This is a genomic window from Corynebacterium sp., assembly GCF_030532965.1.
Taxonomy (GTDB): Bacteria; Actinomycetota; Actinomycetes; order Mycobacteriales; family Mycobacteriaceae; genus Corynebacterium.
On sequence record NZ_JAUNKC010000029.1, the window covers coordinates 1 to 20246 of the forward strand.

Sequence of the window (20246 nt, forward strand, 5' to 3'; positions counted from 1 at the left end):
TCCACCAAACAACATTCACCCACAAAATCTAAGCTTTTGAAATGAGACCACTATAATTTGATCCACTTTATAAGCCATGAGATCACCAGCCGTTTCAATTATGAAAATGTCGCCCAGCTGAATCCGATGCAAGTTATCAAACATCGTCAAAGCCGTCAGACCAGTATGTCCAGTAAGAACCGAATGGGTCCCCACACCACCAACAGGCAGCGCAGTCCCATACATATGCCCCACGCCGTGCGCCAAAGTAGATAAATCAGTCCCGTGGTAGATCGGTAGATTTATACCGACACTCGGTACCCGCAATCGAGACATGATCGAATCAACTGATAATAAATCTCTATAACGCTGATAATCCTCAGTGGTCGTATCGGGTTGGGTTAACCAAGGATCATGCAAACCTCTATTGCCTAGATCATCGTTATAGACCCGAGCGGCAATAATAAGCGCGTCGCGTTCAGCCCGATCCAAGGCAGCAACATTTCGAGAATAGGCCGTTGCCAATCGCGACTGTTGATCGTTATGAATCGTTGTCAGCACCACCGGCGTAAGTAAAACAACAATCGCTAACAAAAGGTATACAACTGTACGTAGTTTGGTTCTACTAGCACTGCTTTTCGACGACACGGCACGCTACGCAAAATGTACACACAGGCCCATAGCTACTTCAGCCTCCCCATGAGGGGGCTCTCCAGCGCATACCCCGCCAGGGATTACATCTGTTGCTTGTCGACTCAGCCTTTTAGATTCGCGGAGACTGTCGATTTGTTTCTTAATATCTGGCAGGCTGTTAAAGAAATCAATCTTTGGTTCGCTTCGGAACTGCGAATGCGCAACTGGATGCAATGAACGAAGACCAGTAAAGGTAGGTTTGCTCCCCCAATTCAGTTCAGAATTAGTCGCAAATACTCTTCCAGAAACAGTAACTGTCGTCATCTTTTACTCCTAGATTTATGCTCAACAACGTTGCGAACCGACTAACTTCACAACACTTACCTAAACTTTTACTTAACGCAAAATCCACGCAACCCGCCAAGCGTTATCAACCTCGCTTAATACAATTTAAGCTCGACATTCGCAACAGTAAAGCTGCCAACGTCCCGCCAATAGTTGCGAGGTAGCAGATATTTAAACTTTTTAAAACCTAAGAAATATTAACATAAAGATAAGGGTAGCACAAAATAGACTTTCTTTTGTTTATGTAAATTCATCGGGCGGAGCGAAAGTCGGATCTTCCCTGTCACTGCAAAAACAACAAACTGGCTTTCACCATTGGTGAAAGCCAGTCAGGCACCAAAATATATGCTATTCGACAACAGAATTCGCGCCGACCGCATGCCCAAAAAGATCAGGCAGGGTCGAAGACCAGGCGTCGCTAAGCTCAGCTAGAGGCACGGCAATAGCGGTGTCGCCGTGGCTGACCTTAAATTCGCCACAACCGCAGGTCGTGCCGATCTTTACGCATGGAATGCCCAATTCTGCGGCGCGAGCAACCACCGCAGCGCCATCTGTTGTCGCCACCACTACGCGCGAGGCCGATTCGGAGAACAGCGCGGTGAAGAAGTCCGCATGAACCTCAGATAGGTCCAGCTTGAGACCGGTACCTGCCTGAATCGCCATCTCCATGACCGAAGCGCCCAAGCCACCTTCGGAAAGATCGTGAGCGGCAGTGACTAGAGCCTGGTCGGCGAAAAACTCAACCAATTTTTCCTCGTTTGCCAGATCGACCTTCGGTGGTAGACCGGACAAACCTGCACCGGAAACCTGCTGCCAAATGGAGCCGCCGAACTCGTCGAAAGTTTCGCCCAGCAGATATAGCTCCTCTTGTGCTTCTACCGTGCGTAACCGGTTGCCGATCGACGCGCGGACATCGTCAAGCACGCCAAGCACGCCAACGACCGGGGTCGGCAGAATCGCCTCGGTGCCGGTTTGATTATAGAAGGACACATTGCCGCCGGAAACCGGAATACCCAATTCCTTACAGCCATCAGCCAAACCGTGCACCGCCTCGCGGAACTGCCACATCACGCCCGGATCCTCCGGAGAACCGAAATTCAGACAGTTGGTCACCGCAACCGGGCGGGCACCCGTGACCGCCACATTGCGGTACGCCTCCGCCAATGCCAGCCGGGCACCAGTGTTGGGGTCGAGTTTGGTGTAGCGGCCCGAAGCATCCGCAGAAACCGCGACACCCCGGTTGGTTTCTTCATCAATACGCAGCACACCAGCGTCGGCATGCTGCGCCTGCACCGTGTTGCCGCGCACGTAGCGATCGTATTGGTCGGTGATAAACGCCCGCGAACAAAGCGCCGGGGAGGAAATCATATCAATAAGCGCCTTCTTAATACCTTCCGCATCGGTTGGCTTTTCGACGCCGCCAAACTGTTGCAGTTCATCCTGCCAATCCGGGCGGGCAAACGGCCGCGTGTACACCGGCCCCTCATGGGCGATGGTGTGTGCTGGGGCATCCACCACAACCTCTCCCTTATGGCGGATAATCAAGTGTTTGCCATCGGTAACCTCGCCGATCTCCGCGCATGGAACGCCCCAATGGTCGCAGATTTCTTTGAACTTCTCGACGTTCTCCGGCCGCACCACCGCGCACATACGCTCCTGGGATTCCGAACACAGAATCTCAGCAGCCAGCATATTCTTCGCCCGAAGCGGCACGTTATCCAAGTTGATTTCCATACCGCCGTCACCGGCAGCCGCAAGCTCGGAGGTAGCACACGACAAACCGGCACCACCCAAGTCCTGGATACCCACAACAACGCCAGCCTTGTACAGATCCAGGCAGCATTCGATCAGAACTTTCTCAGCAAACGGGTCGCCTACCTGCACCGCAGGCAGTTTGCGCTCCGCGCCCTCTTCGAAGGTATCGGAGGCCAAAACAGACACACCACCGATGCCGTCCAGGCCGGTGCGCGAACCAAACAGCATCACCTTATTGCCCAGGCCAGAGGCGAAAGCCAGCTTGAGGTCTTCCACCTTCAACGTGCCCACGCACAACGCATTGACCAGTGGGTTACCGGCATAAGACTCGTCGAAAATGGTTTCGCCGCCGATATTCGGCAAGCCGAGGCAATTGCCGTAATGCGAAATACCATCGACCACGCCCGGCAACACCCGGGAAGTATCCGGTGCGTCTGCAGGACCGAACCGCAGCTGATCCATGACCGCAATCGGGCGTGCGCCCATCGCCATAATGTCGCGCACGATACCGCCGATGCCGGTCGCGGCACCCTGATGCGGCTCCACATAGGACGGGTGATTATGGGACTCCACCCGGAAGGTCACCGCATTGCCGTCGCCGATATCGACCACGCCTGCGTTTTCGCCGATACCGGCCAGGATCTTTGCGCCCATTTCCTCAGTGGTGGTTTCACCGAAGTAGCGCAGGTGAACCTTGGAGGACTTATAAGAACAGTGCTCCGACCACATGACCGAATACATGGCCAGCTCAGCATCCGTTGGGCGACGGCCCAGGATTTCCTTGATGCGGGCGTACTCGTCGTCTTTTAGCCCCAGCGATGCGTATGGTTGTTCCGCATCTGGGTTTTTAATCGCCTGCTCAACGGTGTCATTGAAAGTAGTCATTGTCCGTGTTCTCCTTTAAGCAGCGATGGTGCCGACGGCCGATAGGAACAACTGCAAACCGTCAGTGGACGGCCCAGTCAAAGAATCAATAGCGTGCTCTGGGTGCGGCATCAAACCCACCACGCGGCCAGTTTCGTTCGTGATACCAGCAATGGCGTTGAGCGAACCGTTGAAATTATCGGTGTAGCGGAACACCACCCGACCCTCATCTTCCAACATTTGCACCGTCTCCGCCGACGCCTGGAACCGACCCTCGCCGTGCTTAGCTGGGATGAAGATCTTATCCCCAGCCGACAACGAAGAAGTCCATGCCGTATCGGCATTCTCCACCACCAAATGAGTGTCCACGCAGTGGAAATGCAAACCCTGGTTCCGGGTCAACGCGCCCGGCAGGAGCTTGGCCTCCGTAAGAATCTGGAAACCATTGCAAATGCCCAACACCGGCATGCCCTTGCCTGCCGCCTCGATCACAGAACGCATTACAGGCGCAAGAGCAGAAATAGCGCCGGTGCGCACGTAGTCACCGTAGGAAAACCCACCGGGGACTACCACCGCATCGACGCCTTTAAGGTCGTAATCAGCGTGCCACAAACTCACTGCTTCGGCACCTGCATATCGCACCGCGCGGGCGGCGTCGACGTCGTCAAGCGTGCCGGGGAACGTAATAACTCCGATTTTTGCGCTCATGTGTTACGCCTCGAAGATGATGTCGTAGTCTTCGATAACGGTATTGGCGAGAAGCTTTTCAGCCATCTTCTCAACCTGTTCTTTAGTTACCGTATCGTCCACCTCAATTTCGAAGCGTTTACCTTGACGAACATCGCTAACCCCCTCGATTCCGAGCAAGCCCAAACCACGGACAACCTGCTGTCCCTGGGGATCCAAAATCTCGGGTTTCAACATCACGTTCACAACTACACGGGCCACGTTGGAAGCTCCTCAATCACAGTAGAATTGCCAGACGCCAACCGATAGGCATCATCGTGGAATTAGTTTAGTCACAAAAACAGCAGATTCTACTATCCTTAAGGAAACCCACCGATTATCTAGATAGGCAAGTACTTTTCAATCACGTTAATGATCGGCATTTCGTCCGGCTCCATCGCGGGCGCAAACCTACCCACCACCTCGCCTTCCGGCGATACCAGGAACTTCTCAAAATTCCACTCAATGTCCGGGCCATCGCCCTTCAAGAACCTATAAAGCGGGTGGGCGTTTGGCCCATTGACATCAGTTTTAGCAAGGAGTGGAAAGCTCACCCCATAATTCGTGCTGCAAAACTCGGCGATCTGCTTATCCGTGCCGGGTTCTTCCTCCGCGAACTGATTGCACGGCACCCCGATGACAAACAGCCCACGGTGGGCGTAATCATTAAACAAATCCTGCAATAACTCGTACTGCGGGGTATAGCCACACTTCGATGCCGTATTGACAATCAGCAATAAATGCCCCGCCCAATCCGCCATCGTGGTTGTGGTGCCATCGTTTGTGGTGACCTCAATATCGTAAATACTCATGCACACTAATGTACCGAGTATTACCCGATGACCACGCCGGTTTTGTCCAGCATCATCCCCGCGTATGGCCAACGGCAACCGTTTTGGTTCAGGTTAGAACCGCATTTCCGACAACCCACATGCATAAAGGCGGGGTGTATCCCCGCCTATCATGCCCTGTTTAAGCTTCAAGCCCAGTTGCTTGGTTAATCAACCACGCGTATTCGAAAGCAGTCTGGTGCCACTTCTCGTACCGGCCGGATACGCCGCCGTGGCCTGCCGCCATTTCGGTTTTCAACAGGAATTGCCCGCCGGTCGCGGTGGTGCGCAGTTTAGCGATCCACTTGGCTGGCTCCACATACAGCACCCGAGTGTCGTTGATGCTGGTCACGGCGAGGATATTGGGGTACGGCTTGGCCTCAACATTCTCATACGGCGCGTAACTAGCCATGTAGTGATACACCTGCGGGTCAGCGTATGGGTTGCCCCACTCTTCCCACTCCGGCACGGTCAACGGTAGTTCCGGCATAAGAATCGAGGTGAGCGGATCGACAAATGGGACATTCGCTTCGATCGCCTTGAACCGGTCGCCGCCCATATTCGCCACCGCACCCATCAACAGGCCTCCGGCGGAACCGCCGTCGGCCACCAGCATGTCACGAGTGGTGATGTTCTCCGCCAGGAAGAAATCCGCCACCGCGATAAAGTCGGTAAAGGTATTGCGCTTCTTCAGCATCTTGCCGTTTTCGTACCAGCCGCGCCCCATTTCGCCGCCGCCGCGCACGTGAGCGATGGCGAAAATCATGCCCCGGTCCAGCATGGATAACCGCGCCACGGAGAAACCAGGGTCGATGGAAATCTCGTAGGCACCGTAGCCGTACAGCAGGGTGGGGTTCGGCTTCGAAAAATCAAGGTCGCTGCGGTGAATGACCGACACTGGGATCTGCGCGCCATCTTTAGCTTCCACCCATACCCGGTGGGCTTCGTAGTCTTCCGGGTTGTAGCCGCCAAGCACCTCTTGTTCTTTCAGCAGCCGCATTTCCCCGGTTGCCACCACGTAGTCATACACTTTGTTCGGGGTGATAAACGACGTGTAAGACATGCGCAGAACCGGCGCATCCCATTCCGGGTTGCCCGCAATGGCGAGGCTGTAGAGTTCCTCGTCAAAGCTCAGTTCTTCGAAGGTGCCCAGGTGGCCGTCGTCAAGCTTCATTATCGCGGCCCGGCTGATCGCGTCCTTGCGGTAGGCAACGACAATCTGATCGCGGAACGTATCAGCACCTTCAAGGCGAACATCGTCGCTGTGGGCTATAAGCACGGTAAGGTCGCCGAAATTGCTGAGCTGGTCCGCAGCCCACATCCAGCCCAATTCAAAGTTAGGGCCATGGGCGTTGTGGGTCACCAACCAGGCGTCTTTGCCCTCTACAACCGCGTGTTCGACGACGTATTCGATGCCTTCTTCGCGCGGGCGAATGACCCGAAATTCGCCGGTGGGATTATCTTCTTCCAGCACCCATACTTCGCTGGTCACCTTCGATGCGGCCTCGATCATCAGGTATTTTTCGCTGCGGGTGCCACCCACACCGACGTTGTAGCGTTCGTCGGTCTCGTGGAAAACCCGGACGTCCTCGCTGGCGTCGGTGCCGACCCGGTGCCGCCAGACGGAATCGGAACGCCACGCATCGTCGACCCGCTGGTAGAACAAATACTCTTCGCCCGCCCAGGTGGCTCCGTAATAGACGTCCTCAATGACATCGGGCAGCAATTCGCCAGTGTCGAGATCCTTGATGCGCAGGGTAAACCGCTCGTCACCGGCTGTGTCGACGGAGTAGGCCAAGTACCGACCAGAGGTGGTCACCGAGGACGCGCCGAGGGCGAAAAAGTCGTGGCCTTCTGCCAGCTCATTGAGGTCAAGTAAGACCTGCTCGCCCGGCGCGGCTTCCGCTTCGTCGATAACTGGCGGCACCCACGGGTCGTGTTCCTCATCGACGGCGAGTCGGCAGGAAATGCCGTAGGATTTCCCCTCCACGCTGCGACCGTAGTACCAAAAATCGCCCGCCCGGGTGGGCACCGACATGTCGGTTTCTTTCACCCGGGATTTGATTTCCTGGAAGATGTTTTCCTTCAGCTGCGCTAAGTTGCTGGTTTCCTGTTCGGTGTAAGCGTTTTCTTCTTCCAGGTAGGCGATGGTTTCGGGGGATTCTTTTTCCCGCAACCATTCGTAGTTATCGATAAAGTCGATGCCGTGGTGGCTGCGGGTGGTGGGTTTTTGTGTCGCGATGGGGGCGTTGATAGTCATAGGGTTACATCGTAGTGGGTGACGATGAGTGGCGAAAACACGGCTAATGCCAACGGCTTTCAGTGCGCTACACTTCGAGGACAAGGCACGTCAGTTTAAGCTAACGGTTTACCCAAAGGAGATTTATGACATCCGCCAATCACTTCGACCCGGATGATCGGGCGTCTGAAACCGCACCAGATCACGCACCTGACGTCGATATGGCTACTGACGATCCTTTGGCCGATACCGCAACCGAAACCCCCAAGCCGAAGGCAAATAGCGAGTTACCTGAATTCCTCGCCAACGCCACCCGCACCGACTGGGTGTTGTGGGGGCTCATGGTTGCCGCCGGAATTTATTCCTTTGCCCTGATTCCGTTTCGCGCCCTGTTACTGGTTAATCACCCATTTTTCTACGCCGGGCTTTCCGGTTCCAATCTGGCGGTGCTCACCGTGGGCGCAACGTATTCGGATAAACCGTGGCAATTGGTCGCGGTAATCATCATCGCCACTTTGAGTGCCGCGAAATTCTTACCGCTGTACTTCCTGCTGGGTAAACGCTGGGGCAAAGAGTTTGTGGATATGATGTTCGCTGGTCACCCGCCAAAGTGGTTTAGCAAGCTGGAAAACTTCATTTACAACCACCAAGGTTTCAGCTTCCTGCTGTCTTGTATCCCGTTCTCCCCTATTTCCCCGGTTTTGATCGTGACCATTTCCGGCATTAAGCGCGCCCGTGGCATCTTCGTGTCGATGTGGGTGTTGAGCTTTATCACTTTGCTCAAGCTGTTCTACCTCTACCTCGGCATAACCTTCGGCACCCAGGTGCAAGACACCCTGGAGGTTATCAACCGGTACATCACTTGGATCACCATCGCACTTATCGCGTGGCTGTTCATTTCCATTAACCTAAAGCAGCGCAAAAAGGGTGCGTTGCGGAAGTAGGATCCGATAAGTCCGCAGCACACAATAAAACCACCGCCCGCCTGGAAGATACCCCTAGGCGGGCGGTGGTTTTTACTGTTTTAGGTTAGGCACAGCAGCCGATCCAACACGAGAACTTCTGCCCGGTGATCCGTTCGAACGCCTCCACGTAGCGTTCCCGGGTGGCCTCGACCACCGAACCCGGAAGCGGCGGTGGCGGCAGCTGGGAGTCTTTGTCCCAACCAGACTTTGCGGAGGTTAGCCAATTGCGCACGAATTGCTTATCGAAACTCGGCTGCACTTTCCCCGGCTGGTACCCGTCCGCGGGCCAGTAGCGGGAGGAATCCGGGGTCAGGACTTCGTCGGCAAGCACCAGGGTGCCGTCTTCGTCGATACCGAACTCGAACTTGGTATCGGCAAGGATCAAGCCTTTTTCCTCCGCCATCTTCGCGGCTTCAGTATAAATACGGATGCTGGCGTCGCGCAGTTCATTAGCCCGCGCCTCGCCGAGTTTCTCCACCACCTGCTCGAAGGTGACGTTTTCGTCGTGGTCGCCGATATCCGCCTTGGTTGCCGGGGTGAAAATCGGCTCTGGAAGCTTCGATGCTTCGACAAGCCCTTCTGGTAGCTCAATGCCGCAAACGGACCCGGTTTCTTGGTATTCCTTTAGCCCGGAACCGGTGAGGTAACCGCGCACCACGCATTCAAACGGAACCATCTTCAGCTTTTTGCACACCATCGCGCGACCCAGCACCTCTTCAGGGATGCGGGGATCGTCGATGCAGCCCGCCAGGTGGTTAGGGAAATCGATGTTGTTGAAAAAGAACATACTCATCGCGGTGAGTACTCGACCCTTGTCTGGAATTTCGGTGTCCAGGATGTGGTCATACGCCGAAATTCGGTCGGAAACGACCATAAGCAGGGTTTCTTCGTCGATCTCGTAGATCTCACGAACCTTACCCGCAGAGACGTGATTGTACTGGGAGAGTTCAGGACGCATAAGGAATGAGTGTAGACCTATTTAAAAACAAAAGGCTAGTTAATGAACAGTAATACTCATAACCTTATAAAAACACCAGCTAGACCAACATTTACCAGAATAATCCCACCCCTTTAATAGTGAATACGAACTACTGTTTTTCGCTTTTCGACGCCCCCCGAACCCCATAAACTCACCGCAGCTGTTTGCAAACCACACCCCCAACCCGTGTGCTGCGAAACCGCCCCGCCCGGCGTCGAAAAGCACCCACACATCCAGACTTCGCAGCACACACCCACAACCCCACTAACCTGGCACAACCTGTGTGCTGCGTTCCCGCAAAAACCCTCCCCTCAATCCCTCCTCAAAATCAGACTTCGCAGCACACACCCACAACCCCACTAACCTGGCACAACCTGTGTGCTGCGTTTCCACAAAATCCCGCCCCTCAACCCCACCTCACAATCAGACTTCGCAGCACACACATTCCCCCAGCTCAACCCGAGTGCTGCGAAACCTTCCAAAACAACACCTACGGCAGCCTCCTATTTCCGCAAACGCAGCACACGTTTTCCTCGCCCCGCGCCTCGAACCTCCCCAAGGTTTTCGCCGCGCACCTTGGAAAGTGAGCGTACCCTAAATAATTGAAGGCAGTGTGTATTGTTTCGCTGTTATTTGGAGAACTATTTCCACTGGAAGGCATGTTATGGACACCGTATCCCACACTCTTTTCTTCCCGCTGCTTGGGCGTTCCCAGGCGGCTACTGATTACCCGGACCTGTTTACACAACCGCCGTTCGGCAATGCTGAGGAGATTGCGCGGAAGACGCAAACCCCGGCCCAGCCGATGGGTGCTTTTCCGGCATTTGTGTACGGGTTGCGGCATGAGATTACCGTTATTATGGCGAAACGTTATCTTGAAGAGCACCCCGGCGCGGCGGTTGTGAATCTTGGGTGCGGTTTGGATCAGTTGGCGCATGACCTGACTGACTACGAATGCACTGTTTATAACCTGGATTTTCCGTCCGTGATTGAGGTGCGCCAGAAGTGGCTGACGGCGCTTGAGAATGAGGTTGATTTGCCTTATTCGCTGACGGATACGGCGTGGTTTGACCAGGTTGATGGCACCAAGGGGGTTATTGCCATCGCGGCTGGGGTGTTTTATTACCTTAAGCCGGAGGCGGTGGCGACGTTTATGGATGAGTTTGGTAAGCGGTTCCCCGGGGCGTGGTTGACTTATGATTCCGAGTCGCCACGGGTGATTCGGATGAGTGAGCGTTCAATTGCGAAGAAAGGTACGCCGACCACGATGCCGTTTAAATTGGCTGATCCGTTTGAGGTTCGTACTTTCAGCCCGACTATTGCGAATGTTGCGGTTAATTACAGTTTCGCCAATTATCTTCCGGTTGCTTCACGGCGCACCATTCCGAAGCCGATCCGGGCAGCGTTTTGGTTCTTCGAAAAGATTAAAGGCATGTACCAGGTAACCATTACGTTTGCCGGGAGCCCGTCGGATAGTGGCAGGTAGGAGCGGAAACGGGGCGTCGAAAAGCAACCGTGTTGTTTGAGCTTTTCGACGCCCCCAGGGATCAGAGAATGTCGCCGGGGTTGTAGGCAGCGGCCTCCGGGTGGCGGCTGACCAGATCCTGGACGCGCGCGCATACGCGGGCGGTCTGCGACTCAGCGGAACCGATGAAGGCGTGGCGGTCGGCGAGGGCGTCGTTAAGCTCGGCGGCGGTCAGCGGCAACCGGTCGTCGGCGGCGAGTCGTTCGATGAGATCTTGTTCCCCACCGTTTTCGCGCATGTTCAGCGCCACGGCGACGGCGTTTTCCTTGATTACTTCATGGGCGGTTTCGCGGCCGACGCCGCTGCGTACCGCGGCCATGAGAATGCGGGTGGTTGCCAGGAACGGCAGGTAGCGCTCCAACTCCCGGTCGATCATTGCGGGGAATGCGCCGAATTCGTCCAGCACGGTGAGGAACGTTTCAAACATTCCGTCAAGTGCGAAGAACGCATCGGGCAGCGCAACCCGACGGATAACCGAGCAGAAAACGTCGCCTTCGTTCCATTGCTGGCCAGAAAGGTCGGCGACCATTGTCAGGTAGCCGCGCAGGATAACCTGCATTCCGCCCACTCGTTCACAGGAGCGGGCGTTCATCTTGTGCGGCATAGCGGAGGACCCGACCTGGCCTTCTTTGAAGCCTTCGGTGACGATTTCGTTGCCCGCCATAAGCCGGATCGTGTGGGCAAGCGACGAGGGTCCCGCACCGAGCTGCACCAACGCGGAGACCGCGTCGAAGTCCAGGGAGCGGGGATAAACCTGGCCGACGGAATCGAATACGCGGCTAAAGCCGAGGTGATCGGCGATTAGGGTTTCCAGCGACGCGAGCTTCGACTCGTCGCCGCCCATGAGATCGAGCATGTCCTGGGCGGTACCCATCGGGCCTTTAATGCCGCGGAGCGGGTACCGCGACAGCAGCTCCTCCACCCGCTCAATCGCGATGAGCAGTTCCTCACCTGCGGAGGCGAAGCGCTTGCCCAAAGTGGTGGCCTGCGCGGCAACGTTGTGGGAGCGGCCAGCCATAACAAGACTCTTGTAATTCGCTGCGTGCCGTGCGATCCGGGCAACAACGGCAACCGCCTTGTCGCGCACCAATTCCAGGGACCGGTAAATTTGCAGCTGTTCGACGTTTTCGGTCAGGTCCCGGGAAGTCATTCCCTTGTGAACATGCTCAAAGCCCGCGAGGTCATTGAACTCCTCAATCCGGGCCTTCACGTCGTGTCGGGTGATTTTCTCCCGCTGCGCGATGGAGTCCAGATCGACCTGATCGATGACGTTCTCATACGCGGCGATTGCCTCGGCGGGGATATCAACCCCCAAATCTTTTTGGGCTTTCATCACGGCGATCCACAGTTGGCGCTCCATGATGATTTTCGATTCCGCGCTCCATAGGTTGGAGAGTTCCGCTGAAGCATAGCGGTTGGATAGGACGTTTGCGATCTTTTTCTTTTCAGCCACGCCGCTAATTATTGCATGTCTTTTCCTATTTTTTGGATTTTGGCATCGAAAAAGCAGCACACGTCTAGCCCTTACTGTTGTCGCCCGACGTTAGGATTGGCGGCCACCTAGATACTACCGCCGGGTTTCGAGAAATTCCGCGATGCGGGCGCAGGCTCGGGTTATCACGTCCAGCGACACACAGAAACTAATGCGGATGTATTTGTGGCCGTCAACCGGGTCGAAATCCACGCCGGGGGCGACCGCGACGCCGGTGGCTGCGAGTAGTTGCGAACACCACCGTTCGGAATCGTCAGTCAGATGCGAAATATCCACATATAAATAGAATCCGCCGTCCGGTGGCGCGAAGGTGCCAAGCCCCAACGCTGGTAGGGTTTGCAAAAGATAATCGCGGGCGTGACGGTACCGCTCCACATGCCCATCAAGTTCGGCTTTGGCTGCCTCCCCGAAAACCTCCAACGCCGCGTATTGGGACAACGCCGGTGGGCACAGCGCGAGATTCGCCTCAAGATTTTCCAGCGGCGTCACCATATCATCTGGAACAATTAGCCACCCAAGCCGCCAACCGGTCATGGAGAAATACTTTGACAGGCTGCCCACCACCGCCGCTTCCGACGAGAATTGCCGGGCCGTCGCACATTCGCGGCCGTAACTAATGCCGTGGTAAATCTCATCGGAGATGAGTAAACAGTTGTTTTCTTCGCACCACGCGGCTATTTTGGCCAGCTCCGCCGGGTCAATGATCGTGCCAGTGGGGTTATCCGGGCTCGTGACTATGACGGCGCGAGGAATCTCCGGAAGCGCCACCAGCTTTTCGACGGTCGGCTGGAACCGGGTTGCCTCATCGCAGGGAATATCAAGGATGCGTGCCCCCAGCGCCTTAAGCGCGTTGCGGTAGGCGGGATACCCCGGGCGGGTCATGGCGATAGCATCACCGTGTTCTAATGCCGCGAGGAACAACGCCACGAACCCACCGGAAGAACCCGTTGTTACCACCACATTTTCCGGGCTGGTGGCAACGTTATAGGTTTCTGAATGCCAGGTGGCGATAGCTTCGCGCAGTTGCGGAATTCCCAGGGTAGCGGTGTACCCCAAGGTATGAGAATCAAGCCACGAGTGGGCACTGGCGATAACCGGTTGCGGCGCGCTGGTCGCTGGTTGCCCCACGCACAGTAATAACGAATCATCCCGCCGCTGCGCGGCACCTAATATCTGCATGACCCGAAACGGCTCAACCTCTGCCCGACGGCTGACAAAACTCATGGTTTTATTCTAGCCCCCGGCCCAACTCGGCGGACAGCAATAGTCAAACCAACTCAATAAATTTCTCATAATTTTCATATAGAAATGAGTTTTCCAGCAATCTTAATTAACAATTTCCACACTCAACACATTGCGCTTATATATAAAAATAATATATTACCTGCATGTTTTCGAAAATCCACACCAACAGTTTTAACCCCTAAAGATTTTATTCTATTCTTAGCTTTGTTTAATTTCAGCACGATAGAAAGGATGCGGCCGCCATGAATCACCGACGCTCATTAGCGCGGGTTGCGTGCAGTATGGTTACGGCTTTTGCCGTGACGATTGGCCACTTAGTAGTCCCCTCCGGAGTTGCTGCCGCGCAGGAATCAATTGAGTTACCGCCCGAGCCTAATCCGGAACCATACAACGTAACGATTAGCGATGTCACCATCACAAAGCTCAACGAACGTGGTCGGGCGATCCCTGGCGATATTCACGTTAATGACCCAGTTCGGGTCGAGTTCAACTGGCAGTTCCCCAAAGGTGAAAAAACTCAACCGAATAAATTCGTGCATTTTAAGCTGCCGCCTGAGCTTCAAATCGATGAGCATCACCACAACGAGCTCGTCCGGATTAAGCTCAGACGCCCAACACCTGAAGATCAATACCCCGATCCAGATCATGATTCCATCGGTGAATGTGGTAAATCGGACGATGATCCCCACGTATTTGAGTGCCAAACCGAAACATACAACGATTACCAATTGGACCGTCATTGGAGCGGCACTCTCACCATTTTGGCACATGCTGCGAAAGCCACCACAAGCCGTGAGCTCACAATTTCCGCTAATAATGGCGCGGCTTCCGCTATTGGGTACTACCCAGGAACAGGTGCGGGTATCGCGCCGGAGGCGTCCTTGCATTCCGGGACTATTGAAAAGAATGCCCGCTATATCGACCAAACAATAATCAATTGGAAGGTAGGTCTTGCCGAAGACATCGTCGAAAAGCAAGGCGGAACTGAGTTCGCAATAACGGAGCGGTTCAGCGGCTATCCCCACACCATCATTACCGAAGATCATAGCTACAAGTGGGAAGAACTAGGCCCAGTCCTTCGTAAGTACACTGCGGAAAAAGTCGGATCCGAATACCGGATCACCAACTATGTTCCGGTCGCCGAAATAAAACCGCGTAGCATCGATGCAACACCACCGATTGAGGAAGAAATAAACGCGATTGGTCTTCCGGATAATGCGCCAGCTAGGCATGCCACCATGGTTTTTGATCTTCCGGCTGATACGCATCCGAATGCTACGTACTACTATGTTTTGCAATATCGGACTAGAACTGCCAACAACGGGTGGGCTAAAGAAAATGCCCCCACAACAAGCGTGACCGAAGTAGCTGGTGCCACCCCAACTTCTGCAATGACCCACTATGTGGAGAATATTAGAGACAAAGGTGTTCCCTCAATCCGAGTTCAAACATCCGGACCGGAAGAGGCAAAAACCAAAGATTTCCACTTCCTCGTAGTCTGTCACATACTTGACATCGGATCCGTAACAGGACATGCCGTTGTCAAAGGTGATGGCCAGCCTGTTGATGCAGTGATGGATTTCCCTTTTGAAGCTGGTGTTTCTACCGGATCAGTTTGCTACGTCCGTGAGAACCGCAAACTCGCCGAAATACCAGGATGGAAACTCCCGGATGTACCCAGCCGCGTAAAACAAATTCGCCTCAGCCGTTTCCTTGATCGTGATAGCGAAGTCGTATTCGACTACAACTACACTCAAGACGCCCCAGTCCGCGCCTTCCCAGTCTTCGTAAAGGCAACCGCCAGCGGCAGCGACAACATCGACGGGCACTCATACAGCTTTGAGTATTCGTGTACGAAAGACGACCGGGTGCTGGCATCATCCAGCCAGAAAATCAGAGTCCCCGCGAACACCTCAGGCACCGGCGTTAAGATCGGTGAATTCCCCGAAGGAACTTCGTGCACAGTCACTGAAGATGCCAACAGTATTGCAATTCCAGGTACCCGCACCATCAGCCCAGCTCCAGGTGCGCAGCTGACCCAAAGGAAGGAAGTCGCCGATCCGCACACGGTATTCACCTTCGACCATGAATACAAAGACCCGGCACCACAGTTGCAAATCAGCATTGAAGCAACCGGACTGCATAACCCGGCCATCGTCAAAGACCACAAGTTTAAAGTGGAGTATTCATGTGAAATTCCCGACGGGCCGCCATACCCAACCGGTGGATATCTCACCATAGTTGGCACGAACAAAGCTGTCGGTGTACCGAAGCACTTCCCGATAGGCACGAGGTGCACGATCACTGAGGACCTTGATTCCGCCCAAGTTACTGGCTACACGCTTGGCGAAGTGCTACCAGCCACGGTCACAATTACCGATGACACCCCACCGGTGGTGATTACCAATCCGTACTCCCGGCAGCTGGTACCAGTACGAATCAACCACAAGATTGTGCCACCAACGCTGGATACTACGGGCAAGACTTTCAGGTACTTCTTCAAGTGCACCGTCGATGGGCAGATTGAACACCACACCATTGAGGTCGCCGCGAATCAGGAAACTGTCACCGATCAGAAATTCCCGATTGGCACCGAATGCACCGTCACGCCTGACCCCAACGACAACGTGATTCCGAATTACAATGGCGCGCCACCTGAGCCGCACACCTTCCGGATTGATCGGCCCAATATTCCAACCGACATCACGTTGACCAATGTGTTTGTTCCGAGCACCCCGCCGAACAACAACACCCCACAACCGCCAACCGATGACACCCCACAACCGGAAAAAGGTCAACCACTGTGGTGGATTTCGGTTATCGCTATCCCGGCGGTGATTGTTGGATTGTCATTGCTGTTCAAGCATGTCATTGCGACTATGAAGAAACCTGCACCGGCAGTGGAAAAGCCAGTGGGCAAGAAAGGCATTCCGAAAAAGCCGCAACCTGCACCGCAACCGGATTTCAAGACTCAGGTCAATGATTTCCTCAGCGGACTTGGATTACCACGAATCTAATCCGTAAGGCTAAAAAACCCGGTAGGACACGAAACTGCCCTACCGGGTTTATTGTTGCTCAAGAAAAACGCTTCCGGCTGACTTTCATCAATTGCCGGAAGCGTTTCGTATTAGATCAGATGCCTAATTACTTCTTCTTAGGGCCGAGGTCCTTTGAAGGAGGAGCAGGCTGCTCACCAAGTGGTGGGGTTGGGTTGTTGCTGTCCTTGGTTGGACCCTGTGGGTTGTTTGGACCCTTAGGCTGCTCACCAAGTGGTGGCAACAGTTTGCCGAGGTTCGGGAACTGGTTAGCCAGAAGTGCAACCAGACCACCGATCAGCGGAACCAGAAGCAACAGCCACCACAGGTTCTTGTTGTCGCTGGAGCCTGAGCTGCCGTTACCAATTCCACCACCGGAGGAATCCTTCTGGGCGATATTGGTAACCTTAACGCCAACGTTGTCTTCATTGATGATGGTGATAACAGCGGACTTCTTGTCAGCGGAAATCTCAACGTTAGGATCGTTTTCCTTCAGCGGTGCGAATTCCGGATCACCGAAGGTAACACCTTCAATCTCTGGCAGGTCAACCTCAGTCAAGGTAACCTTGGTGCCCTTGCGCAGCTTCACACCACCAGCAACCAGGTTTCCGTCAAGACCAACCTGGATCTTTTCGGTCTTTTCAGCAGAACCATCGTTGTACTTCGCCTGAATGGTGAACTTGGTGTTCTGCGGAATGATGCTCTTGTCCATGGAATCCGCAAGAACCTTCTTCACTGCGAAGGACTGACGGTCAACACCCTGGATGGTGCCGCCACTGATCTCGGTGCGCTCAATGGTTGCGGTGGTTTCGTTGCCGTTGATGCGAGCGTTGTTGGTGGTCTTCTTGCCCTGAGGAGCGAAGTTACCATCAGCGGTGATGGTCCGGTAGTAGACGCGGTAGTAAAGGTTCTCGTCCCAACCACCGTAAGGCTCTACGATGTCGAACTTCAGGGAGTTGTCGGTGCGCTGGATGTTCTGGATACCAGTGCCGATGTACCCTACGTGGTCACCAATCTTGATGTTATCGCCATCTTTGATGGCCTTGTAAGAATCAAGGTAGACCTCACACTGTCCATCGCAGTTGGTGAACTTGTGTGGGTAGCTTTCACTGGTGAAGGAGTCTTCAACGGTGAGACGATCCTTGCCGACTAGCAATTCGCCTGGCAAGTTGATAACCCAGACAGCGTGCTTGCCGTCATCGTCGTACCAACCCCACTTTTCAAAGTCACCTGGAACGCCGTTATCATCTGGGGTTACGCCGTCACCGTTGCCCGGAAGCTCAGCGGAGATGGTGCGATTGCCGTTGATGGAGAGCTCGACTTCACGAGACTTGCGTGCTTCAGTTGCCTGAAGGGTGCTGTACAGGGTGCCGCGAACATCGTCGCGTCCAACGAAGGCCTCATTGAACGTACATTCAATCTGAGTCTCGGCAGGAACAACCTTGCACTTGCCGCCGACTTCACCGTTCTTACCCTCAAGATTGAAATCCTGAGCCGCAAAAAGCTTGAAGCCGTCAGGGTACTTCACGGTGAATGTGTCGCCTGCTTTAACTCCGTTTGGAGCATCCCAATCCGCTGCAAAAGTCGCCTTATCCCATTGCCTAAGAGTTGCATTTGGGTCGGTTTCCTTTAGCGTCTCATTTCGAACGGTCACGTTCGTGATGTTGATATCTGCAGTATCAGCGTAGGCCGGCACGGTCAGATGGCCGCTAAATAAAACAGCAACAGCCGCAACGATGGCTGTTGCTGATTTCCGAATACGAGCAGCATTCATCATAGAGCTTCCTCCCTTCACTTAGCGGAAACATGACAACATAACCGCTAGATTAATAACGTTTTCTTGAAGTTTAACAAGCGTATTTTCCGACAACAACGATTGCAAGTTTATTAAACTATCCCAAAATTCGCTTAAAACCTTCTCGATATAACCTCGTTGCAGGATACAGCGTTTTTGCTTTCACAGGATGCGCCCTCTCCCACCCTCAACCCTCCCCTAACGTCTACCCCTATTTGGAGCAATAATAATAAGTTATTAAGTTTCGCGTTAAGGTTTCTCCCGACGATTCTTTATCCACAATCATTTTGAGTATTCGATTAAGCGCAACGTATTAAAAAATCAGGTGCACAATTTCGATTGTGCGAAATATATTCACCAGTATGCAATATGTGAAAATTTCGGTTTTTTACTCAGGAACATTTCCAAGTTCCGCATTTCCCCAGGAAATTGATGATTAACACTCCCTCATTTCACCATTACACACAAACCCCGGTTTTTCGGGCATTCATTATGGCTAAGCAAAGCCGTAGATACCTGAAAAACCGGGGCTGGGAAACCACGGAAGTTAGATGCTAATTGTGCCTTCAACCGCAGGAAGCGCGATGTCCGAGCGGTAATGACCGCCAGCTAGTGCAATCTGTGACAAAACGGAATACGCCGAGTTGCGGGCGTCGAAAAGCGTAGGCCCAGTACCAACTACGTTGAGCACTCGGCCCCCCGCCGACACCAGCGCCCCGGTAGCCGAGCGCGCCGTGCCAGCGTGCCGGACCTGCGAAGATTCGGCACCAGTGATGTCGTCGCCGACCCGCGGGGTATCAGGATAATTGTGCGCGGCCAAAACAACGGTGACGGCAAAACCGTCCTCCCATTCCAACGGTGGCTGCTGCGCCAGCGTTCCGGTCGCAACGGCATGCAACAACGTGGCCAGTGGAGTCTTGAGCAACGCCAAAACCGCCTGGGTTTCAGGATCACCGAAGCGGCAGTTAAACTCCACTACCGCCGGGCCGTCCGCACCCCACGCCAAGCCCGCATACAGCAAACCGGAATAGGAACAACCGCGCGCCACCATTTCTTTCGCCACCGGCACGCACACTTCATCAACGATGCGCTGCACCCCATCCTCCGGCAACCACGGCAACGGGCAGTATGCCCCCATGCCACCAGTATTGGGGCCCTCATCATTATCGCCCACCCGCTTATGGTCCTGCGCAGGCAACAGCGGCACGACAGTTTCGCCATCAACCAGGCAAAACAGCGACACCTCAGGGCCGTCCAGGAAACTTTCCAGCAACACCGGATTACCGGCGGCCAGCACAGCCTCCATGTGCGCACGGGCGGCGGCGCGATCGGTCGTCACAACCACACCCTTGCCGCCAGCCAAACCGTCATCCTTCACCACGAAATTGGGGCCGAAGCGGTCAAGCGCGGCATCAATATCCGCCTCTGTTGCACCAGGCACCACCTGTTCAGCGTGTGCGGTTTTCACCCCGGCGGCCGCCATGACGTCCTTGGCGAAGGCCTTGGATCCCTCGATACGGGCGGCGTCTTTGTTCGGGCCGAATACCGCGAAACCATGAGCACGCAACACGTCCGCAACGCCCGCTACCAGTGGAATCTCCGGACCGATCACGACAAGATCAGCTTTGATGCTCTGTGCTAACTCCAGCATCTCATCTGGATTATCAACCGCGGTTTTGTCCGGGTAGATGGTGGCGATTTCGCCGATACCTACGTTTCCGGGGGCGACATGCAATTCTGTGACTGCGGGGTCTGCTGCTAAACCAAGTGCTAGGGCGTGTTCACGGGCGCCCGAACCGATGAGAAGAATGCGCATGGTTGCTTATTGTATCGTGTCCG

At 54.4% G+C, this 20246-nt stretch carries 14 protein-coding genes; 3 read left to right on the forward strand and 11 right to left on the reverse strand.

What is annotated here, in order from left to right; all coding sequences use genetic code 11:
* Positions 1-15: 15 nt before the first annotated feature.
* From Q4D85_RS11720 to Q4D85_RS11745, 6 genes are all read right to left on the reverse strand, one after another.
* On the reverse strand, positions 16-573 hold the full coding sequence (locus Q4D85_RS11720; RefSeq protein ID WP_303200634.1) for a class C sortase: 558 nt from the start codon (positions 571-573) through the stop codon (positions 16-18).
* 732 nt (positions 574-1305) lie between these two features.
* A complete protein-coding gene (gene purL / locus Q4D85_RS11725; protein ID WP_303200635.1) occupies positions 1306-3597 on the reverse strand; it encodes a phosphoribosylformylglycinamidine synthase subunit PurL in 2292 nt (763 codons plus the stop codon).
* A 15-nt stretch (positions 3598-3612) separates the two neighbouring features.
* Positions 3613-4284 (reverse strand): phosphoribosylformylglycinamidine synthase subunit PurQ, encoded by a 672-nt coding sequence (gene purQ, locus Q4D85_RS11730; protein ID WP_303200637.1) that lies wholly within the window; start codon positions 4282-4284, stop codon positions 3613-3615.
* Between the two features lie 3 nt (positions 4285-4287).
* Positions 4288-4524 carry a phosphoribosylformylglycinamidine synthase subunit PurS gene (gene purS, locus Q4D85_RS11735; protein ID WP_303200638.1) on the reverse strand — a complete coding sequence of 79 codons (237 nt, stop codon included), beginning with the start codon at positions 4522-4524 and terminating at the stop codon, positions 4288-4290.
* 119 nt (positions 4525-4643) lie between these two features.
* Positions 4644-5114 (reverse strand): glutathione peroxidase, encoded by a 471-nt coding sequence (locus tag Q4D85_RS11740; protein ID WP_303200640.1) that lies wholly within the window; start codon positions 5112-5114, stop codon positions 4644-4646.
* Positions 5115-5274: 160 nt separating this feature from the next.
* Positions 5275-7392 (reverse strand): S9 family peptidase, encoded by a 2118-nt coding sequence (locus Q4D85_RS11745; RefSeq protein WP_303200641.1) that lies wholly within the window; start codon positions 7390-7392, stop codon positions 5275-5277.
* Between the two features lie 125 nt (positions 7393-7517).
* On the opposite strand from Q4D85_RS11745, the gene Q4D85_RS11750 reads away from it, so the two are divergent.
* On the forward strand, positions 7518-8315 hold the full coding sequence (locus Q4D85_RS11750) for a hypothetical protein (protein WP_303200643.1): 798 nt from the start codon (positions 7518-7520) through the stop codon (positions 8313-8315).
* An 85-nt stretch (positions 8316-8400) separates the two neighbouring features.
* Here Q4D85_RS11750 and Q4D85_RS11755 read toward each other — a convergent pair whose 3' ends face one another.
* Positions 8401-9294 carry a phosphoribosylaminoimidazolesuccinocarboxamide synthase gene (locus Q4D85_RS11755; protein WP_303200646.1) on the reverse strand — a complete coding sequence of 298 codons (894 nt, stop codon included), beginning with the start codon at positions 9292-9294 and terminating at the stop codon, positions 8401-8403.
* Between the two features lie 685 nt (positions 9295-9979).
* On the opposite strand from Q4D85_RS11755, the gene Q4D85_RS11760 reads away from it, so the two are divergent.
* Positions 9980-10801, forward strand: coding sequence for a class I SAM-dependent methyltransferase (locus Q4D85_RS11760; RefSeq protein WP_303200648.1), 822 nt, complete (start codon positions 9980-9982; stop codon positions 10799-10801).
* A gap of 61 nt (positions 10802-10862) precedes the next feature.
* Here the strand turns inward: Q4D85_RS11760 and purB are convergent, their stop codons facing one another.
* Positions 10863-12302 carry an adenylosuccinate lyase gene (gene purB, locus Q4D85_RS11765; protein WP_303200689.1) on the reverse strand — a complete coding sequence of 480 codons (1440 nt, stop codon included), beginning with the start codon at positions 12300-12302 and terminating at the stop codon, positions 10863-10865.
* Positions 12303-12407: 105 nt separating this feature from the next.
* Positions 12408-13556: a pyridoxal phosphate-dependent aminotransferase gene (locus Q4D85_RS11770; RefSeq protein WP_303200650.1), complete on the reverse strand. Its 1149-nt coding sequence runs from the start codon at positions 13554-13556 to the stop codon at positions 12408-12410.
* Between the two features lie 263 nt (positions 13557-13819).
* Here Q4D85_RS11770 and Q4D85_RS11775 point away from each other — a divergent pair, with 263 nt between their 5' ends.
* Positions 13820-16594: a DUF5979 domain-containing protein gene (locus Q4D85_RS11775; RefSeq protein WP_303200652.1), complete on the forward strand. Its 2775-nt coding sequence runs from the start codon at positions 13820-13822 to the stop codon at positions 16592-16594.
* Between the two features lie 127 nt (positions 16595-16721).
* Here the strand turns inward: Q4D85_RS11775 and Q4D85_RS11780 are convergent, their stop codons facing one another.
* On the reverse strand, positions 16722-18389 hold the full coding sequence (locus Q4D85_RS11780; RefSeq protein WP_303200654.1) for an Ig-like domain-containing protein: 1668 nt from the start codon (positions 18387-18389) through the stop codon (positions 16722-16724).
* A 565-nt stretch (positions 18390-18954) separates the two neighbouring features.
* Positions 18955-20223 carry a phosphoribosylamine--glycine ligase gene (gene purD / locus Q4D85_RS11785; protein WP_303200656.1) on the reverse strand — a complete coding sequence of 423 codons (1269 nt, stop codon included), beginning with the start codon at positions 20221-20223 and terminating at the stop codon, positions 18955-18957.
* Positions 20224-20246: the final 23 nt, after the last annotated feature.